Genomic DNA, 18980 nt, shown 5'->3' on the forward strand with positions numbered 1-18980 from the left:
TGTTACATTAAATACAGCAACGCAAGATATTTATTAGATTATTAAGAATTAATTAACAAAATGTTTGGTCATATTGTGAAAGTTTTGCACTTTTGTCTCAATGAAAAAATTTAATTTGATATGAAGAAACTAACAACAAGCGTTTTAGCTGTAGTTTTAACCTCCTCATTTGCTTTGGTAAATGCACAGGTTGATACCGCCAGAACGCAGGATATCGAAGGCGTTGTAGTAACGGCTTTAGGTATTAAAAGAGAGAAAAAATCTATTGGGTATGCAGCTCAGGAGGTTAAAGGTGAAACCATCTCTGACGCAGGGCAAAACAATGCCTTGAGTGCTTTATCAGGTAACGTAGCGGGGGTTACAGTTACCTCTCCTTCATCTATGGGTGGTTCTACCAGAATCACAATGAGAGGGGTAAGTTCAATCATCGGTGAAAACAGACCGCTTATTATTGTTGATGGCGTGCCATTAGACAACAGTAACATCAACGACACCAACACCCAAAGAGGTGCAGGAGGTAGAGATTATGGTGATACGACTTTTGATATTAACCCGGATGATATCGAATCTGTAACAGTATTGAAAGGTGGTCCGGCTGCTGCACTTTACGGTTCAAGAGCTTCCAATGGCGTAATTATTTACACCACTAAGCAGGCAAAAAGAGGTAAAACTTCTATTGAATTGAATACCGGTGTGTCTTTTGAGTCGATTTATATCCGTCCACAACTACAGAATTACTACGGTGGTGGTTTAGCTGATGAACTACCAACTGCTGTAATTAACGGCCAAACGTACAATATTGCAGACTATGGCATGGATGAATCGTGGGGGCCAAAATACGATCCTAACTTAATGTATCTTCCTTGGAATGCATTTGATCCTGAGTTTGCAGGTGATTACTTAAAGACAATCCCTTGGGTTGCTCCTACTCATGATGTAGATTCATTCTTCGATACTGGAATTACACTTACGAATAACATTGCAGTTTCAAAATCATTTGAAAAATCAAACTTAAGAGTTTCTTACACGAATACAGACATTTCTGGTATCGTACCAACAAGTAGTATTAAGAAACACAATTTCGCAATTAACCTGAACAGTGAATTGAGCGAAAAACTTAAGTTGGAAACAGGGATGAACTTTGTTCAGACTCACGGTTTCAACAGACCTGAACAGGGATATGGTGACAACTCCGTAGCTCAGAAATTCTACCAGTGGGGACAAAGACAATTGGATTTCTCTAAACTGAAAGACTATAAATTAGCAAATGGGATGCAAAGAAGCTGGAACAGAACAGCTTGGGACGATCCAACTCCATTATACTCTGACAACCCTTACTGGACAATCTACGAAAACGTTTCTAATGACAGAAGAAACAGATTCTTTGGTAATGCCGGTTTAACTTATAACATCCTAGACAACTTATATGTTGTAGGTAAAGTGTACGCTGATATTTATTCCCAGGATAATGATTCCCGAGTAGCAATTGGATCTCAGTCAACTTCAGGGTATGAAACTAATTCTAGAAACTTTTCAGAATTCAACTACGAAGCACGTGTTCACTGGAATCCAAGAATCTCCGATGACTTCACATTGAATACTTTCGTTGGAGCGAACAGAAGAAATTCTAAATTAAGCAGACTTTTCGGACAGACTGTAGGTGGTTTGATTATTCCTAATTTCTATAACTTAAGAAACAGTATCGAGACTCCGCTAGCTCAGAATGATGATTTCAACAGACGAGTGAACTCTGTATTCGGATCAGTTTCATTAGGATACAAAGAAACATTGTTCATTGAAGCTACAGGAAGAAATGACTGGTTCAGTACGACGTATGAAGATGGTTTCTATCCTTCTGTAACCGGTAGTTTCGTGTTCTCTAACGTTTTGAAAACAGACTGGTTATCATTCGGTAAGATTAGAGCTGGTTGGGCAACAGTAGCAAGTGATACTGCTCCATACCAACTTACCAACGTTATGAACCAGGCTATCAACTTCAACGGAGTACCACGATACACCCTGAGCACACAGAATAACAACCCTGAGTTGAAGCCAGAGATGAAAGAAACCAAAGAGATTGGTATTGAAGCTAACTTCTTCAAAAACCGATTTGGTTTAGATGTAACGTATTACGATGTTAAAATTACCGATGCAATTCTTCCTTTAACGATTGACCCTGCAACAGGATTTAGAACAAACCTGATCAACGCCGGTGAAATCAGCAACAAAGGTATCGAAGCAATGGTATTTGTAACACCGGTTAAAACAGAGGATTTCTCATGGACTCTTAACTGGAACTTTGCCAAGAATGAAAATGAAATCGTAAAACTTTACGAGGGTGTAACTACTTACCAATTAACAAACGCACCTTTTAGAGCACGTTTACTGGCAGTAGAAGGTGAATCTTACGGAGCAATCTACGGTACAGATTTTGTCTACGATGCAAACGGAAATAAAGTGATTGCTGCAAACGGCCGTTACGCTGCCACAGGAATCAAAAACTTAGGTTCTACCTTGCCTGATTATAACATGGGTCTTAGAAATACCATGAAATATAAAAACCTAAGCTTATCATTCCTATTTGATATGCAGAAAGGCGGTAAATATTTCTCTACTTCACACATGTGGGGAATGTATTCCGGTATGATCGAAGAATCAGCATTCGGCGGAAACAGAGCGGCAGGTATTACTTTGGAAGGAGTACTTGCTAACGGAACCCCAAACACCAGAAACCTAACAGCACAGCAATACGGTGCAATGCACTATAATACTGTAGATGCTTTGAACGTTTTCGATGCAGACTACATCAAACTTAGAGATGTAACTCTTGGGTACGACTTACCGAAGTCAATTATCGGAGGATTCCTAGAAGGAGTTAGAATTTCAGCATTTGGTAGAAACCTACTTGCCTGGAATTTAGATTGGAAAGGAATGGATCCTGAGAACACGTCTTACGGTTCAGGAAACATCCAGGGACTAGAAGGTGGATCACTTCCTTCTACTAGACAATACGGATTTAACGTTAACTTCAAATTTTAATTAGACAATGAAAAATATAAAAAAAATTGCTTACGCTTTTGCCGCAGTTTTACTTACATCCACCGCAATTGTGAGTTGTACTCAGGATTTCGATGAGATTAATCAGAACCCGAACTCGCCTGAGGCAGCTCTAAGTTATGGGGTTTGGAACGCAGCGAACAAGATTGTAACCGATGCTACAAGAAACTCATTCGAATCAGCCAGAGTTACCTTACCATGGATGCAGTATTCTGCACAGGTTGCTTATACAGATGAAGACAGATATGCATACAGACTTACGAGCGGGGATGCAATATGGACTCAACTTTACACCGCAGCATCTAACTACAGAGAAATTATTAGAATGAACACCGACCCTGCTACTGCAGGACCTACAAGTGCTTACGGTTCTAATGCAAACCAAATTGCTGCTTCAAGAGTAATGTTATCTTATGTATTCTTAAATCTTGCAGATACATTCGGTGATATTCCTTACTACTCTTATGGAAACAATGACGCAGACTTTCAAGCTCTAAATGCAAATCAGTATTTAAAACCTAAGTTTGCATCTCAGGCGAAGGTTTATGCTGACATCATGAAAGAATTGAAAGAAGCTGCTGCAATGGTTGAAGTTGACCAGCCAGTTTTCATCCAAGGTGATATTCTTTTCGGTGGAGATGCTAGTAAACTGAAAAAGTTTGCCAACTCCCTAAGATTAAGAGTTGCTACACGTGTAAAAGGTGTGGTTCCTGGAGCTGAAGCTCATTTAGCCGAAGCTATTGCTGCGGGTGTAATGACTTCTAATGCTGATAATGTTGGGGTAACTTATGAGAATAACCTCGTAAACCCATCACCAATGTACAACGATTTCAGAACTCGTTCTGACTTCTCAGTATCTAAGACTTTCATTGATTTACTAAAAGGTACTAATGGTAACTTTGGTCTGGATCCAAGATTGTTTAAATATGCAGCACCTATGGGTACGCTTAAGGCTACAATCCTTGATGGTTCTTATACTGAATCTACCGATCCTGCAGATTATGTAGGTCAACCATATGGTTTAGATCAGTCTATGTCCACAGCACAAGCAGGTCAGTCTAACTTCTTCAGCAAACATGTTTACAAAAGAAACTATACTGAGATTTTAATGGAATATTCTGAAGTAGAGTTCTTATTAAGTGAGGCTAACGGTTGGAGCCAGTCTAACTATGAAAAAGGAGTTAAGGCTTCTATGACTAAATGGGGTGTAAGCGCTGCTGCTGCAGATGCTTTTGTAGCAACTTTACCTCCAGCAAACATGAAAAATGTTTTAACTCAGAAATATGTAGCATTATTCATGCAGCCTTATGAAGCTTGGGCTGATTACAGAAGAACAGGATATCCTGACACAAGCGTTCTTTTACTTCCGGGCGAAACTTATGCCCTGAATGTACCAGATCCGGTAAGTGGAGCTACAACTTATGTATTCGAACCGCTAATCGCTGGTCTTACAGATTTACCAACAAGATTATTCTATCCAACGGTAATTCAAACTTTGAATCCTGAAAATTATGCCGCTGCTGCAGCTGCTATTGGAGGAGACAAAATGAATACAAAACTTATCTGGGATAAAAACTAATTCAACTTAGTTATAATTCTTAAACCACTCTTCGGAGTGGTTTTTTTATTTACGTATATTTGTAACTCAAAATTTGACGATGAATACGAAAGAAATTATTGAAGATAAAATTGCCGAAGTGATCAAGTCCGTTTTTCAGATTGATGATGTGAATCATCCGAATTCCATCAAGCTTGAAGTGCAGCAAAACAAATCGGAGTTTGAAGGCGACTTTACAATCGTGACCTTCCCTCTCGTGAAGGTTTTAAAGAAAAGTCCGGATCTCATCGCAATGGAACTGGGTGATGCTCTTTCCACGCAATCCGATCTTGTGGAAAGCTACAATGTGGTCAAAGGTTTCCTAAATCTTACCATTAAGAAAAGTTTCTTTTTAGAGAATTTTAAATCTACCAAAGAAAACTTCGATCAAGTAGCTCCAAAGAACGAAACCGTCATGGTGGAATATTCTTCTCCCAATACCAACAAACCACTTCACTTAGGCCACATCCGAAACAATTTATTAGGATATTCTGTCGCACAAATCCTTAAAGAAGACGGTTACGATGTGATCAAAACCCAAATCATTAATGATCGGGGAATCCATATCTGCAAGTCAATGCTGGCCTGGGAAAAATTCGGCAATGGAGAAACTCCCGAATCTACAACTACAAAAGGTGATAAATTTGTCGGGAATTACTATGTAGAATTCGACAAAAATTACAAAAAAGAAATCGCAGCACTTGTAGCACAGGGTTATGATGAAGATGCAGCAAAGAAACAGGCACCGATTATTCTGGAAGCTCAGAAAATGCTTTTAGACTGGGAAAAAGGCAACGAAGAAGTAAGAAATCTCTGGAGCGAAATGAATACCTGGGTTTACGAAGGTTTTGGGCAGACCTATAAAAGACTGGGCGTCGATTTTGACCAGGTTCAATACGAGAGCAACACGTATCTGTTAGGTAAAGACCTCATACAGGAAGGTTTGCTGAAAGGTGTTCTGTACCGAAAAGATGATGGCTCCATTTGGTGTGATTTAACCGACGAAGGTTTAGATCATAAACTATTGCTACGATCCGACGGAACTTCGGTTTATATGACCCAGGATTTGGGTACGGCAGTTCAGCGTTTCAAAGAAAATAATATCCAGAAACTTATCTATACCGTAGGAAACGAGCAGGATTATCATTTCGATGTGCTGTTCAAAATCCTGAAGAAATTGGGCTATAGCTGGGCAGAAAACCTTTACCACCTTTCTTACGGAATGGTAGAACTTCCGGAAGGCAAAATGAAGTCCCGCGAAGGAACCGTAGTTGATGCCGATGACCTGATGCAGGAAATGGTGGATACAGCCAAAGAAAAAGCAGAAGAACTGGGGAAACTCGAAAATCTTACAGAAGACGAGAAAGAAAAATCTTACGAAACCGTTGGTTTAGGCGCACTGAAATACTTCATGCTGAAAGTGGATCCGAAGAAAAAAATGCTGTTCAATCCAAAGGAAAGCATTGATTTCAACGGTAATACCGGGCCTTTCATTCAGTATACCTACGCGAGAATCCAGTCGTTGCTCGCTAAAGCAGAATATCAGGAGCAAAATATTTCAGATTATGAAATCAACGATTCTGAGAAGGATTTGATGATGAACATCTTTAACTTCAAAGAGGTAGTTTCTAAAGCTGCGGAAACACTCTCGCCGGCTTTGGTTGCCAATTATATTTATGAACTGGTAAAATCATACAACTCTTTTTATCAGAACAACCCGATTCTTAAGCAGGATGATGCCGTTGCAAAACAGTTCCGCCTGGAACTCTCAGCCTTAACCGGAAAAACCATTAAAAAAGGCCTGGGACTTCTGGGAATAGGAACAGTCGACAGAATGTAATGATCATCGATTTTACTGAAAATATAAATCCCGAATCACTTTCTCCCCAAACCGAATTTGAGGAAAAAGTGATTTCCTTTTTAAAGGAATGGCAGTCGGATTCAACCAAAGTTCCGGTTCAGACTTCCGGTTCTACAGGAATTCCCAAGGTTTTTGAGATTGAAAAAAGCAAAATGCTGAATTCCGCAAGAATGACCTGTAACTTCCTGAACCTTAAAGAAGGAGACACCGCCCTACTCTGCCTGCCGGTAGAATATATTTCAGGAAAAATGATGGTCGTACGCGCACTCGAAAGAAAACTGAGATTAATTGTTGCCACTCCAACAGCAAAACCTGTACAAAATCTTGAGGTAAATACCGACTTCTGCGCAATGTCACCTTTGCAGGTTGAAAACTCTTTACACAAAATACATTTCATTAAAAACCTTATCGTTGGCGGCGCACAGGTTTCTCAGAGTTTAAAAAATAAAATCTCCCAAAGTCTGAAAGACAAAAATACCGAAACTACGGTTTACGAAACTTACGGCATGAGCGAAACGCTTTCCCACATTGCTTTAAAACAGATTTACCCAGTTTCTGAAGAATATTTTTCGGTTTTCAAAGGAATCGAAATTGCTTTGGACGAACGCAGATGTTTAAAGATTTCAGCACCGGAAATTCATCCGGAAATTCTGCAGACCAATGATCTGGTCGAACTAAAAGACGAAAGGCACTTTAAATTTCTGGGACGGATTGATAATGTCATCAATTCCGGCGGGCTGAAGATTCATCCGGAAGAACTTGAAAGCCTGCTGCACAGATATATCCCCAGAGAAGCGGCTTTTTTAGGAGTAAATGATGAAAAACTGGGACAGAAATTGGTTTTGGTCATCGAAGGTGAGCAAACTAAAGATCTTACATCGCAACTCGTTGAAGCGCTGAAAGAAGCCAAAAAAACATTTTCTAAAAACCATCTTCCGAAAACCATTCATTTTATTCCGGTATTTCCGAGAATTCCAAACGGTAAGCTGAACCGCAAAGAATTGCTACATTTGCTGCAGTAATTTCTCCCTCATGAAAAACTTCACAAAGGAACTCACCTATAAAACCTCCCGCAGCAGCGGCGCAGGCGGACAGAACGTGAATAAAGTGGAGACCGCGGTTACGGTGATGTGGAAGCCCTCAGAAACCGCGCATTTTTCTGCTGAAGAAATTGAACTTATTTCGCAAAAGCTGAAGAACAGAATAAATCTGGAAGGCATCTTACAACTCACGGTATCCGACAGCAGAACGCAGCTTCAAAACAAAAAAATTGCCACTGAAAAGGTTATAGAGCTTGTAAATAAAGCACTTATAAAACCGAAATCCGTAAACCTACCAAGCCTTAAAAACGACAGGTCGAAAAGAGAATTCAGACAAAGAAACAACTTTCAGAAAAAAAGGAAAACTGCAAATTCCGGTTTTAGGCAAAACGTTAATTTATGCTAAACAGTTGTTTAGTAAATACTTATTTCTTAAATTTGTAAAAATCAATTTATAAATACATGGTCACATCATTCTTTTTATCCGAAACCGGAATATCCAGACTTTTGCTGTCCTTGCTTTATTTGCATACTGATTCGTTCTTGAAAAGTTCCAAAGATTTCATCAATTAATCCCTGTCAGATCCAAGACAGGGCATCTCAGCATTTTTACTATTAATTTTTGATGTGTTTTCACAGGCAGAATATCTCCTGATATTTTCGGCCTGCATTGGATTGTATTAAACACATCATCCAATTCAAAAAAAATAAAAAAATGACACAGAACATTATCTTAACAACAGGAATTTACGATGCGATTAAAGATCACCTCAGAAGAAAAAAAGTAACCCCAAATGAAGAAGTAAGACTTACCTCGGAACTTAGAAATGCCGTGCAGGTAAGAAGAAGAGAACTTCCGGAAGATGTAGTAACGGTAGACCGAAAAGTAACGGTAAAAGACCATACTTTAAACAAAGAAGAAGAATATATCTTTGTAGGAGTTGCACAGGCAAGACCGAAAAAAAACAAACACTCTATCCTTTCCGACATGGCTCTGGCGACAATGGGATATAAAGTGGGTGATATTGTAGAGTATCCTTTTAAAGACGGCGAAAGAAGAATTGAAATTCTGAAAGTTGAAAACTGGGAAGGCTAATTTACAATCCCAAACCTTTACCATGATTTACATAAAAGTACAGCCTTTGCCCGCTGTACTTTTTTCTTTTCAAACAAAGGCGGTTGAATAAGTTTAAAAAAGCTATTTCAAATTAAGTTCAGTGCTAAAATATTATCTTTGCAAAAACAATTAAAGAAATGAATAAACCGATTACAGAATTTTTAGAAAAATATTATCTGCATTTTAATGCAGCCGCTCTGGTTGATGCTTCCAAAGGCTATGTAGCCCATTTAAAAGACGGCGGAAAAATGATGATTACTTTGGCTGGTGCAATGTCAACCGCAGAGCTGGGGAAAATTTTGGCCGAGATGATCCGTCAGGATAAAGTTGATATTATTTCGTGTACCGGTGCTAACCTGGAAGAGGATGTAATGAATCTTGTTGCGCACTCTCACTACAAAAGAGTTCCTAACTACAGAGATTTAACGCCAGAACAGGAAAGAGAACTGCTTGATCAGCATTTTAACCGGGTAACCGATACCTGTATTCCTGAAGAAGAAGCGTTCCGCCGTTTGCAGAAGCATTTGGAAGACGTTTGGCATGCCGCTGAAGAAAAAGGCGAACGTTATTTCCCTCACGAATTCCTTTATCAGGTAGTAAATTCCGGAGTTCTGGAGCAATATTATGAAATTGATCCTAAAGATTCATGGATTGTAGCTGCAGCAGAAAAAAACCTGCCGATTGTTTGTCCGGGCTGGGAAGACTCCACCACCGGAAATATCTTTACTTCAAACGTAATTAAAGGAAAACTGAATGTTCATACCGTAAAATCGGGTATTGAATACATGATTTATCTGACCGAATGGTACCGTGCAAATTCAGGTGGAAAAGGCGTTGGCTTTTTCCAGATCGGTGGAGGAATCGCAGGAGATTTCCCAATCTGTGTTGTTCCAATGATGTACCAGGATCTGGAGTGGGAAGATGTGCCTTTCTGGGCATACTTCTGCCAGATTTCCGATTCTACAACGTCTTACGGTTCTTATTCAGGAGCAGTGCCGAACGAAAAAATTACCTGGGGTAAACTCGATATCGATACACCGAAATATATCGTTGAAAGTGATGCTACCATTTGTGCACCACTCATGTTCACTTATATTTTAGAGAATTCTTAAAATCCAAAAACAGATTAATAAAACTCCTGCAAAAAATTGCAGGAGTTTTTTTTCGCAGTAATTATCATTAAAAACAATAAATTTTTCTGGTGAAAAACTATAGATTTTCAGAGATTTGCAGCATGCATCCAAAGTACTTAAAAATCGAAGATTTCACTTACGATTTACCGGCAGAAAAAATTGCTTACAACCCAGTAAATCCCCGCGATCAATCAAAATTACTAATTTATAAGGACGAAAGAATATCCGAAGATATCTACCAGAATATCAGTGAATATCTTCCCGAAAACGCTGTTTTGGTCTTTAACGATACCAAGGTTGTAAAATCCAGACTCTTTTTTAAGAACGAAAACGGAGCAAACATAGAAATTTTCTGTCTGGAACCCTACGGCGAAGCCATCGACTATGAACAGCATTTTCTGGAACAGAATTCCGTGACATGGATTTGTTTTATCGGCAAAGTTTCCAAATGGAAAGAAAAAGAGCTGTCGAAATCTGTTGATCTGGAAGGACATAAGGTAAAGCTGTCCGCTGAAATTGCCGGCAAATTAGATGATGCTTACCTAGTGAAATTTTCGTGGTCACCGGGCGAAATTCCTTTCAGGAAAATTATGGATGCAGCCGGAGTTACGCCTTTGCCTCCCTATATCAAAAGAGTTGCAGAAAAAACAGACGAAGATGCTTACCAAACGGTTTACTCCGAAAACGAAGGCTCCGTAGCCGCGCCCACAGCCGGTCTGCACTTTACGGAACGCGTGCTGAATGATTTTGCGGAGAAAGGTATTTCATCGCTGTTCACTACTTTGCATGTTGGTGCAGGTACTTTTAAGCCTGTGAAATCTGAAAAGATGGAAGATCACATCATGCATGCGGAATACCTCAACATTACCACAGATTTTCTTGAAGATTTAAAAAGCAAAATCGGGCGCCCCATCATCACCGTCGGCACCACTTCTACCCGTACGTTGGAAAGTATCTACTGGATGGGCAACAAAATTCTTCAAAACCCAGAAATCACCTACGAAGACCTGAAAATCACCCAATGGCTTCCCTACGAAACCGAAGTTTTGGCAACCGCTGAAGAGGCCATCAATGCACTTTTAAACTGGATTAAAAGCACCGGGCAAAATCATTTATCAATCGAAACCGAAATTATCATCGCGCCGGGTTATTCCTTCAAAATCGTAAACGGGCTGATAACGAATTTTCATCAGCCGCAATCTACGCTGCTTTTGTTGGTTTCTGCCTTAATTGGAAATAACTGGAAAAAAATTTACACCCATGCTTTAGAAAACAACTACCGCTTTCTAAGCTACGGTGACGGAAGTTTGCTTTTGCCAAGAAATAAATACTCTTAATAAAGTTTGATCATGGACCAGCAGTTTAAAAAACAGGTTTTTGAAATCATTAAATTGATACCAAAAGGCAGAGTTACCAGCTATGGTGCCATTGCAAAAGCGGTTGGTTACCCGAACCACGCTAGACACGTGGGGAATGCACTGCGGAAATACGAGGAAGATTTCCCGGCTCACAGGGTCTGCAATTCTTCCGGACACATCACTGCGAGCTGCCTGCATTTATTCACCGAAAGACTGGCACGTGAAGGCGTGAAAGTTCAGGGAAATAAAATTACAGACTTTAAAAAAGTCTTCTGGAGTCCATTGCACGAACTTTAACAAAAAGCTGGTATTGCACAAATTTGGTCCCTACAGGCGTTTGCGGAATCGTTTCTGATATTTGCGGAACCATTTCTAACGCTTGCGCAACCATTTTCTGTACCGATGACTCATAAAAATCCCGCTTCAAATAAATGAAACGGGATTGCTATTATTAATTATTTAAACTCTTCACGAATTATTTCCCAAGTTGCTGATAGCTTCGTTGAATGAATTCGGTAAGCTCCTTACCTTTCAGAAGATTCTGCGACAGTTTCGCCAAATCTAAGGCTTGCTTAATTTGTGAAGTCTTCTCTTCGGCACTTTCTGTGGAAAGAATTTTGCCAGCAAGGTCGCTGTTGGTATTCACTACCAGATTATACATTTCGGGGAAGTTGCCCATCCCGAACATTCCGCCACCGCCTGTTGCCTGCATGTCTTTCATTCTTCGGATAAACTCAGGCTGCGTGATGATGAACGGCGCGTCGGTACTCTCCAGATCCTCGAGCTGCACGGTGAATTTGGTATCAGCAATACCTTCTTCCACGCTTTTCTTCAAGGTTTCCTTTTCGGTATCATTCAATTTGGAGATCGCAGGCTCATCTTTTTTAATAAGATTGTTGATGTGATCTGCATCTACCCTTGCAAACTGAATTTTCTCTTTCGAAGCTTCAAGTTTCTGAATCAAATGCGGCACGATGGGCGAATCGAGCAATAAAACTTCGTAGCCTTTATCCTGCGCTGCCTGAATATAACTGTGCTGATCATGTTCATTGCTTGCATAAAGAATCACCAGATTACCGTCTTTGTCAGTCTGGTTCGCTTTAATTTTCTCTTCAAGTTCATTCCAAAGGAAGTATTTTCCATCAACGTTCGGATAAAGCGCAAATTTGTCGGATTTATCATAGAATTTCTCTTCAGAGATCATTCCGTATTCAATTACGATTTTAATGTCATTCCACTTTTTCTCGTAATCTTCCCGGTTTTCATTCATCAGCGCCGCCATTTTATCGGCCACTTTTTTGGTGATGTAAGAAGAAATTTTCTTCACCGCACCGTCGGCCTGAAGATATGAACGCGACACGTTCAGCGGAATATCCGGAGAATCGATCACGCCTCTCAGCAACATTAGGAAGTCCGGAACAATTCCCTTCACCTCATCGGTAACAAAAACCTGATTCTGGTACAACTGAATTTTATCTTTTTCGATGTTCAGGTTGTTACCCAGTTTCGGAAAGAAGAGCACACCCGTTAAATTGAACGGATAATCAACATTCAAATGAATGTGGAACAAAGGATCTTCAAACTGCATTGGGTAAAGTTCTCTGTAGAAATTCAGGTAATCCTCATCTTTTAAATCAGCCGGAGCTTTCGTCCACGCGGGAGTTGGATTGTTGATGATGTTATCAACTTCTTTCGTTTCCGGTTTGGCATCTTCCGCTGCGTCTTCCGGTAAAGGCAAAGTTTCTGTTCTTGTTCCGAACTTAATCGGCACAGGCATGAATTTATTGTACTTTAACAACAGTTCACGGATTCTCGATTCTTCCAGAAACTCTGTAGAATCTTCAGCGATATGAAGGATAATCTCAGTTCCTCTGTCGGTTTTATCTGTAGTTTCTTCCAAAGTAAACTCCGGGCTGCCGTCGCAGATCCAGCGTACTGCAGATTCGCCTTCCTTGTAAGATTTTGTTAAAATCTCCACTTTCTCTGCAACCATGAATGCGGAGTAAAATCCGAGCCCAAAATGGCCGATAATACCTGCATCTTTAGCACTGTCTTTATATTTTTCGAGGAATTCTTCAGCTCCGGAAAAGGCTACCTGGTTGATGTATTTCTCAACCTCCTCGCCTGTCATCCCAAGTCCCTGATCGATGATGTGAAGTTTTTTGTTTTCTTTTTCGACTTTAACCTCAATCTGTGGATTTCCGTAAGCCACATTTGCTTCGCCCACATTGGTAAGATGTTTTAATTTCAAAGTGGCGTCTGTTGCATTAGAAATCAGTTCGCGAAGGAAGATTTCGTGGTCGCTGTAGAGAAATTTTTTAATGAGCGGGAAAATATTTTCCACTGAGACATTGATATTTCCTTTAGTCATAATTTTGAGATTTAATTTGAACAGATTTTTTCAAAAAAAGTACCATCGCGGGGAAAGTGTCAAAATGTCATTTTCTTTCAGATTGCAACAAAAAAAGACAGCATATCGCTGTCTTTTGTAATAATAATTTTCCTTTCGGATTATTTTTCGCGTAAATTATCTTTAATTTTTGCTTCCAGTTCTTCTGCAAGTTCCGGATTGTCTTTCAACATATCGCGCACCGCATCGCGGCCTTGTCCGAGTTTGGTTTCTTCGTAGCTGAACCATGATCCGCTTTTCTTCACAACTCCGGTTTCTACCGCCATATCCAGAATTTCGCCTACTTTCGATACGCCTTCACCGTACATAATGTCGAATTCAGCCATTTTAAACGGAGGAGCTACTTTATTTTTTACGATTTTCACTTTTACACGGCTTCCTACAGCTTCGTCACCGGTTTTTATTGGTGCACTTGCCTTTCTTATATCAATTCTTACGGAAGCGTAAAATTTCAGTGCATTCCCACCGGTTGTAGTCTCAGGATTTCCGAACATTACGCCGATCTTTTCTCTTAACTGGTTAATGAAAATCACGGTACATTTTGTTTTAGAAATGGTTGCAGTTAATTTTCTTAAAGCCTGAGACATCAGTCTTGCATGAAGCCCCATTTTGGAATCTCCCATTTCGCCTTCAATCTCCGCTTTTGGAGTTAAAGCCGCAACAGAGTCGATCACCACGATATCAATCGCACCAGAACGGATCAGGTTATCGGCAATTTCCAAAGCCTGCTCACCATTATCCGGCTGTGAAATAATTAAGTCATCAAGATTAATTCCTAATTTGGAAGCATAATGCCTGTCGAATGCGTGCTCAGCATCAATAAATGCTGCAATTCCGCCCATCTTTTGAGCTTCTGCAATAGCGTGCAGGGTTAAAGTTGTTTTTCCCGAAGATTCCGGACCGTAGATTTCAATCACTCTTCCTTTAGGGTATCCGCCAACTCCTAAAGCGAGGTCAAGCCCGAGAGATCCGGAAGGAATCACTTCAATGGAAGTATCTACAGAATCATCTCCCAAAGTCATTACGGTGCCTTTTCCGTAGGTTTTATCTAGTTTGTCAAGCACCAGCGCCAGTGCTTTTTTCTTATCGTCAGTACTGCTCATTTGTAAAAATTATTTGTTCAAAAGTACGGAAATAAAATTTTATAAAAGACACTGAAAAAATGAAATGTTAATTTTTTTTTAAATTATTTTTAAAAAAGTTTTGTTCGATAAGAAAATATTTTTTAGATTTGCACCACCAAAATAAAGACAGACCCATGGTGTAACGGTAGCACTTCGGTTTTTGGTACCGCCTGTCGGGGTTCGAATCCCTGTGGGTCTACAAATTTCGGTATAACGCTCTGATTTTCAGGGCGTTTTTTCATGCAGTAAGCTAAAAAAACTCAGAATCAAAATCCCGAGTTTTTTATTTGAGTTAATTTGATTTTTTCGCTTTAATCATCGCTTCAAGCATATCCCACATTTCCTGTGGAATTTCTTCGAGCATATTGAATTCGCCGGCTCCCTGAAGCCACTCGCCACCATCGATTGTTACCACTTCCCCATTCATGTAGGCAGAATAATCTGAAACGAGATACGCCGCAAGATTGGCCAGTTCCTGATGTTCGCCAACTCTTCTCAGTGGGACTTTTTTACGCATATCGAATTTTTCCTGCAAATCTCCTGGCAGCAACCTGTCCCACGCGCCTTTTGTCGGGAATGGTCCCGGTGCAATGGCATTGAAACGGATGCCATATTTTGCCCATTCTACCGCAAGGCTTCTCGTCATGGCTAAAACCCCAGCCTTTGCACATGCAGATGGCACAACATACGCAGAGCCAGTCCAGGAATAGGTCGTTACAATATTCAGTACAGTTCCGGGAAACTTATTTTCGATCCAGTATTTTCCGATGGAAAGCGTACAGTTTTTTGTCCCTTTTAAAACAATATCAAGAATGGAGTCGAATGCAGAATGCGTGAGTCTTTCCGTGGGAGAAATAAAATTTCCTGCAGCGTTGTTGAGAAGAATATCAATCTGCCCAAATTCTTTTATCGCAGCGTCTTTCATGGCTTCCACATCGTCCCAGTTTCTCACATCACATGCAACACAAAGCACTTTTCCTCCGGTTTGTTCTTCAAGTTCGGTGGCGGTTGTCTGCAGTTTTTCCAGATTTCTGGAAGTGATGACCACTTTGGCGCCCAGTTCGAGAAAATACTTGGTCATGGCTTTTCCCAATCCGCTTCCTCCGCCGGTTACAATGGCAACTTTATCTTTCAGCGCTCCTTCCTTGAGCATGGGTTGTGTATAAAGATTCATATTCTTGGTTTTTTGTAAATTTATGGAAAATTATCTGTGGATATAAAGTTTCGTTATGCAGAAAATAATGGATTGTTGCGCGAAACCAGCATAAAAATATCACCGGTATTTTTTTAATATAAAATATATTTTCAGAGAACCAATCATCCGGTTTAGTAGCATGAAAATTATTAATCCCGATCAAAAAGTAACCTTTCACCAAATTTCTCTTCAGAAACTTTTCCGTTTTCGAAAACAAGATGCCCGTTTACGAACGTATGGGTGACTTTGGAATGAAATTCTGTCCCTTCCAGTGGACTCCAACCACATTTGTAAAGAATGTTTTCCTTGGAAACTGTGAAATTTTCTTTTAAATCAACCAGAACCAAATCCGCTTTATAACCTTCACGGATAAACCCGCGCTTTTCAATCTGAAACAGTATTGCAGGATTATGACACATCTTTTCTACAATTTTCTCGAGAGAAATCTTACCGTTTCTGAAATTTTCAAGCATAATAACCAAAGAATGCTGAACGAGCGGTCCGCCTGAAGGTGCTTTGGTGTAAACATGCTGTTTTTCTTCCCAGGTATGTGGCGCGTGATCTGTAGCAATAACATCAATTCTGTCGTCCAACAAGGCTTCCCACAAGCCATCCTTATCTTTTTGAGTCTTTACGGCCGGATTCCATTTTATCAGTGTTCCTTTTGTTTCGTAATCAGCATCGGTAAAAGTGAGGTGATGCACACATACTTCGCTGGTAATCTTTTTATCCTTCAGAGGAATGTCATTTCGAAATAGAGCGGTCTCTTTTGCCGTAGAAACATGAAAAATGTGAAGTCGCGCTCCGGTTTTCTCAGCCAGTTCCACCGCTTTTGAAGAGGAGATATAACAGGCTTCCTCACTGCGAATCAAGTGATGGAACTTCATTGGAATATGGTCTCCATATTCTGTTTTATATTTCTCAGTGTTGGTTCTGATGGTTGCTTCGTCTTCACAATGAACAGCGATGAGCATTTTCGTTTTACTGAAGATTTCTTTCAGAGTTTCAGGATTATCAACAAGCATATTTCCGGTAGAAGAGCCGAGAAACAGTTTGATCCCAGCCACATTCCGCGGATTTGTTTTCAGAATTTCTTCCAGATTATCATTGGTTCCGCCCATCATGAAGGAATAATTCGCAAATGATTTTTCGGCGGCAATCCTGTATTTTTCTTCCAGAAGTTCCTGGGTTACGGCATTGGGCACCGTATTGGGTTGCTCCATGAAACTGGTAACTCCACCTGCAACCGCGGCGCGGGATTCACTTCCGATATCACCCTTCCAAGTTAAACCCGGTTCGCGGAAATGTACCTGATCATCGATAACACCAGGTAAAAGATATTTTCCTTCGGCATCAATAACCCGATCTACATTTTCTGCAGAAATATTATTTCCAATTTTTGAAATGAAATCGTTTTCTATGAGCAAATCGCCCTTAAATACTTGATTCTCGTTGACTATTTCAGCGTTTTTTATGAGCGTTCTCATTTATTTTTTTCAGTTTTATTTCACTGTAAATTTAGCGATTTCATTCCGAAAAAGTATCCGGATTTCAAAACAGATAAGTTTTACGGTGAGATTTTTTTGATTTTAATTAAAACGATACATTTGCAGAAATATCTGAATTTTGTACAAAAAACTGCTGGGACAAACTGCGCTTTATGGACTTACTACGGTAATCATCCGCCTGTTCCCGTTTATCATAAATCCTTATATTACCAATGCTTTTGGGCCTGAAGCTTACGCGCCGTTCGCAGATTTCTATTCTGTTGCCGGTGTTATCGCTGTTCTGTTGACGCACGGCATGGAAACAACTTTCTTCCGTTTTGCGATTGATGAAAAGGATGATAAGAAGCTGATTTCTACTGCATTTTTCAGTGTAGCAGCCGCCACGTTGTTGTTTTTAATATTTTCTCTGAGTTTCAATAGAGAACTTGCTGTCGCTTTCAAAACACCGACTCAGGTCGATTTACTGACGATTTTAGTCGTTATACTCTCGCTTGATGCTTTCTCTGCAATGCCTTTCGTGATGCTCAGAAAAAATGAAAGACCGGTAAAATATGCCACAATAAAAATCGCAAACGGTATTATCAACTTTTTGCTCGTTATCTTCTTTCTTCAGGTTTTACCACGTGTTCCGCAAGGAGTCCTGGGCTTGAAATACAATCCGGAATTCGGAATAGGCTATGTTTTTGTTGCCAATCTTGTTGCCAGTGGTGCTACTTTCCTTCTTCTGTTTAAAGATATTTTCATCGCAAAACTTAAATATTTTTCGTGGGAACTCTGGCGTAGGATGATTAAATATTCGTGGCCCATCATGATTGCGGGTTTAGCCGGAATCATTAACGAAACCATGGACCGGCAGTTCCTGAAATTTCTGCTCCCTGAAGAAATCGGGCGTCACCAGTTGGGTGTTTATGGCGCGGTTGCCAAGATCGTAACCTTTGTGGTGCTTTTCAGGCAGGCCTATGTATTAGGAATCGAACCGTTTTTTTTCAGCCATTCTAAAAGTGAAAATGCCGGAAAAACGTATGCAAAACTAATGGATGTTTTTATAGCAGTAAACTGTATGATCATTCTTTTCTTGTGCGTAAACCTGGATTGGATTTCTAAATTCTATCTCAGGAATCCAGAATATTACGAGGGAATACAGATTCTCCCGATTTTGTTTTTTGCAAGTCTGTTTTTAGGAATTTACCTCAACCTTTCAGTTTGGTATAAACTTTCCGACAGAACAATTATTGGCAGCTACATCTCGTTTATCGGTGCTGCGGTTACCATTGCGATTAATTTTTATTTCATTCCGAAATACGGTTACTGGGCATCTGCCTGGGCAACAATTGCATCGTATTTCGTCATGATGATCGTCTCTTATGTATGGGGGCAGAAAAAACACCCAATTCCGTATAACCTTTACAGCAATATTATTGTTATTACTGTAACCATCATTGTTTCTCTGGTATATTATCAAAATTTCAAACATAATATTTGGCTGGGCAATCTAATCTTTTTAGTTTTAGCCATCATTTTAATTAAAACCCAAAAATTAATTCCGCAAAACCTGCTGAATAAAATTAAAAGATAAAGAT

14 protein-coding genes and 1 tRNA gene are annotated in these 18980 nt (G+C 39.9%); 11 read left to right on the forward strand and 4 right to left on the reverse strand.

The features are described from left to right. Window positions 1-120 precede the first annotated feature (120 nt). The 9 genes from CDW55_RS02490 to CDW55_RS02530 all read left to right on the forward strand — a co-directional run bounded on the left by CDW55_RS02490 (window position 121) and on the right by CDW55_RS02530 (window position 11460). The gene (locus tag CDW55_RS02490) at window positions 121-3039 is read left to right on the forward strand and encodes a SusC/RagA family TonB-linked outer membrane protein (RefSeq protein ID WP_088468141.1); all 2919 of its coding nucleotides are present in this window, start codon (window positions 121-123) and stop codon (window positions 3037-3039) included. A gap of 7 nt (window positions 3040-3046) precedes the next feature. Continuing rightward, entirely contained in the window at window positions 3047-4636 is a 1590-nt protein-coding gene (locus CDW55_RS02495; RefSeq protein WP_088468142.1) for a SusD/RagB family nutrient-binding outer membrane lipoprotein, read from the forward strand. A 79-nt stretch (window positions 4637-4715) separates the two neighbouring features. Next, window positions 4716-6494, forward strand: a complete 1779-nt coding sequence (gene argS / locus CDW55_RS02500; RefSeq protein ID WP_088468143.1) for an arginine--tRNA ligase — start codon at window positions 4716-4718, stop codon at window positions 6492-6494. Then, window positions 6494-7537 carry an AMP-binding protein gene (locus CDW55_RS02505; protein ID WP_088468144.1) on the forward strand — a complete coding sequence of 348 codons (1044 nt, stop codon included), beginning with the start codon at window positions 6494-6496 and terminating at the stop codon, window positions 7535-7537. Before argS ends, CDW55_RS02505 begins: the two co-directional genes overlap by 1 nt. Window positions 7538-7547: 10 nt before the next feature. After that, the gene (locus tag CDW55_RS02510) at window positions 7548-7961 is read left to right on the forward strand and encodes a peptide chain release factor-like protein (RefSeq protein ID WP_088468145.1); all 414 of its coding nucleotides are present in this window, start codon (window positions 7548-7550) and stop codon (window positions 7959-7961) included. A 309-nt stretch (window positions 7962-8270) separates the two neighbouring features. Beyond that, entirely contained in the window at window positions 8271-8651 is a 381-nt protein-coding gene (locus CDW55_RS02515) for a GreA/GreB family elongation factor (RefSeq protein ID WP_088468680.1), read from the forward strand. Between the two features lie 158 nt (window positions 8652-8809). Then, window positions 8810-9784, forward strand: a complete 975-nt coding sequence (locus tag CDW55_RS02520; RefSeq protein WP_088468146.1) for a deoxyhypusine synthase family protein — start codon at window positions 8810-8812, stop codon at window positions 9782-9784. 122 nt (window positions 9785-9906) lie between these two features. Next, complete coding sequence (locus CDW55_RS02525; RefSeq protein WP_088468147.1) at window positions 9907-11142, forward strand: S-adenosylmethionine:tRNA ribosyltransferase-isomerase; 1236 nt, start codon at window positions 9907-9909, stop codon at window positions 11140-11142. Between the two features lie 12 nt (window positions 11143-11154). Next, window positions 11155-11460 (forward strand): MGMT family protein, encoded by a 306-nt coding sequence (locus tag CDW55_RS02530; protein WP_088468148.1) that lies wholly within the window; start codon window positions 11155-11157, stop codon window positions 11458-11460. Window positions 11461-11638: 178 nt separating this feature from the next. Here the strand turns inward: CDW55_RS02530 and htpG are convergent, their stop codons facing one another. Both htpG and recA read right to left on the reverse strand, forming a co-directional pair. Beyond that, a complete protein-coding gene (gene htpG, locus CDW55_RS02535) occupies window positions 11639-13534 on the reverse strand; it encodes a molecular chaperone HtpG (RefSeq protein ID WP_088468149.1) in 1896 nt (631 codons plus the stop codon). A gap of 140 nt (window positions 13535-13674) precedes the next feature. Beyond that, a complete protein-coding gene (recA, locus tag CDW55_RS02540) occupies window positions 13675-14676 on the reverse strand; it encodes a recombinase RecA (RefSeq protein ID WP_088468150.1) in 1002 nt (333 codons plus the stop codon). A 149-nt stretch (window positions 14677-14825) separates the two neighbouring features. On the opposite strand from recA, the gene CDW55_RS02545 reads away from it, so the two are divergent. After that, a tRNA-Gln gene (locus tag CDW55_RS02545) sits at window positions 14826-14896 on the forward strand. Between the two features lie 93 nt (window positions 14897-14989). On the opposite strand, the gene CDW55_RS02550 is transcribed toward CDW55_RS02545, so the two are convergent. Next, complete coding sequence (locus CDW55_RS02550) at window positions 14990-15871, reverse strand: SDR family oxidoreductase (RefSeq protein ID WP_088468151.1); 882 nt, start codon at window positions 15869-15871, stop codon at window positions 14990-14992. Window positions 15872-16041: 170 nt separating this feature from the next. Further along, entirely contained in the window at window positions 16042-17379 is a 1338-nt protein-coding gene (locus tag CDW55_RS02555) for a dihydroorotase (RefSeq protein WP_088468152.1), read from the reverse strand. Between the two features lie 139 nt (window positions 17380-17518). Between CDW55_RS02555 and CDW55_RS02560 the strand changes: the two genes are divergently transcribed. Beyond that, the gene (locus tag CDW55_RS02560; protein ID WP_088468153.1) at window positions 17519-18976 is read left to right on the forward strand and encodes a lipopolysaccharide biosynthesis protein; all 1458 of its coding nucleotides are present in this window, start codon (window positions 17519-17521) and stop codon (window positions 18974-18976) included. Window positions 18977-18980: the final 4 nt, after the last annotated feature.

Source organism: Chryseobacterium sp. VAUSW3, from assembly GCF_002205795.1.
In the GTDB taxonomy this organism is placed as follows: Bacteria; Bacteroidota; Bacteroidia; order Flavobacteriales; family Weeksellaceae; genus Kaistella; species Kaistella yananensis.

Bases quoted from the DNA above. Each gene is read 5' to 3' on its own strand.
- CDW55_RS02520 (WP_088468146.1), top strand. From the start codon at position 8,810: ATGAATAAACCGATTACAGAATTTTTAGAAAAATATTATCTGCATTTT.
- CDW55_RS02515 (WP_088468680.1), top strand. From the start codon at position 8,271: ATGACACAGAACATTATCTTAACAACAGGAATTTACGATGCGATTAAA.
- CDW55_RS02510 (WP_088468145.1), top strand. From the start codon at position 7,548: ATGAAAAACTTCACAAAGGAACTCACCTATAAAACCTCCCGCAGCAGC.
- CDW55_RS02490 (WP_088468141.1), top strand. From the start codon at position 121: ATGAAGAAACTAACAACAAGCGTTTTAGCTGTAGTTTTAACCTCCTCA.
- CDW55_RS02555 (WP_088468152.1), bottom strand. From the start codon at position 17,379: ATGAGAACGCTCATAAAAAACGCTGAAATAGTCAACGAGAATCAAGTA.
- CDW55_RS02495 (WP_088468142.1), top strand. From the start codon at position 3,047: ATGAAAAATATAAAAAAAATTGCTTACGCTTTTGCCGCAGTTTTACTT.
- argS (WP_088468143.1), top strand. From the start codon at position 4,716: ATGAATACGAAAGAAATTATTGAAGATAAAATTGCCGAAGTGATCAAG.
- CDW55_RS02505 (WP_088468144.1), top strand. From the start codon at position 6,494: ATGATCATCGATTTTACTGAAAATATAAATCCCGAATCACTTTCTCCC.
- htpG (WP_088468149.1), bottom strand. From the start codon at position 13,534: ATGACTAAAGGAAATATCAATGTCTCAGTGGAAAATATTTTCCCGCTC.
- CDW55_RS02530 (WP_088468148.1), top strand. From the start codon at position 11,155: ATGGACCAGCAGTTTAAAAAACAGGTTTTTGAAATCATTAAATTGATA.
- CDW55_RS02525 (WP_088468147.1), top strand. From the start codon at position 9,907: ATGCATCCAAAGTACTTAAAAATCGAAGATTTCACTTACGATTTACCG.
- recA (WP_088468150.1), bottom strand. From the start codon at position 14,676: ATGAGCAGTACTGACGATAAGAAAAAAGCACTGGCGCTGGTGCTTGAC.
- CDW55_RS02550 (WP_088468151.1), bottom strand. From the start codon at position 15,871: ATGAATCTTTATACACAACCCATGCTCAAGGAAGGAGCGCTGAAAGAT.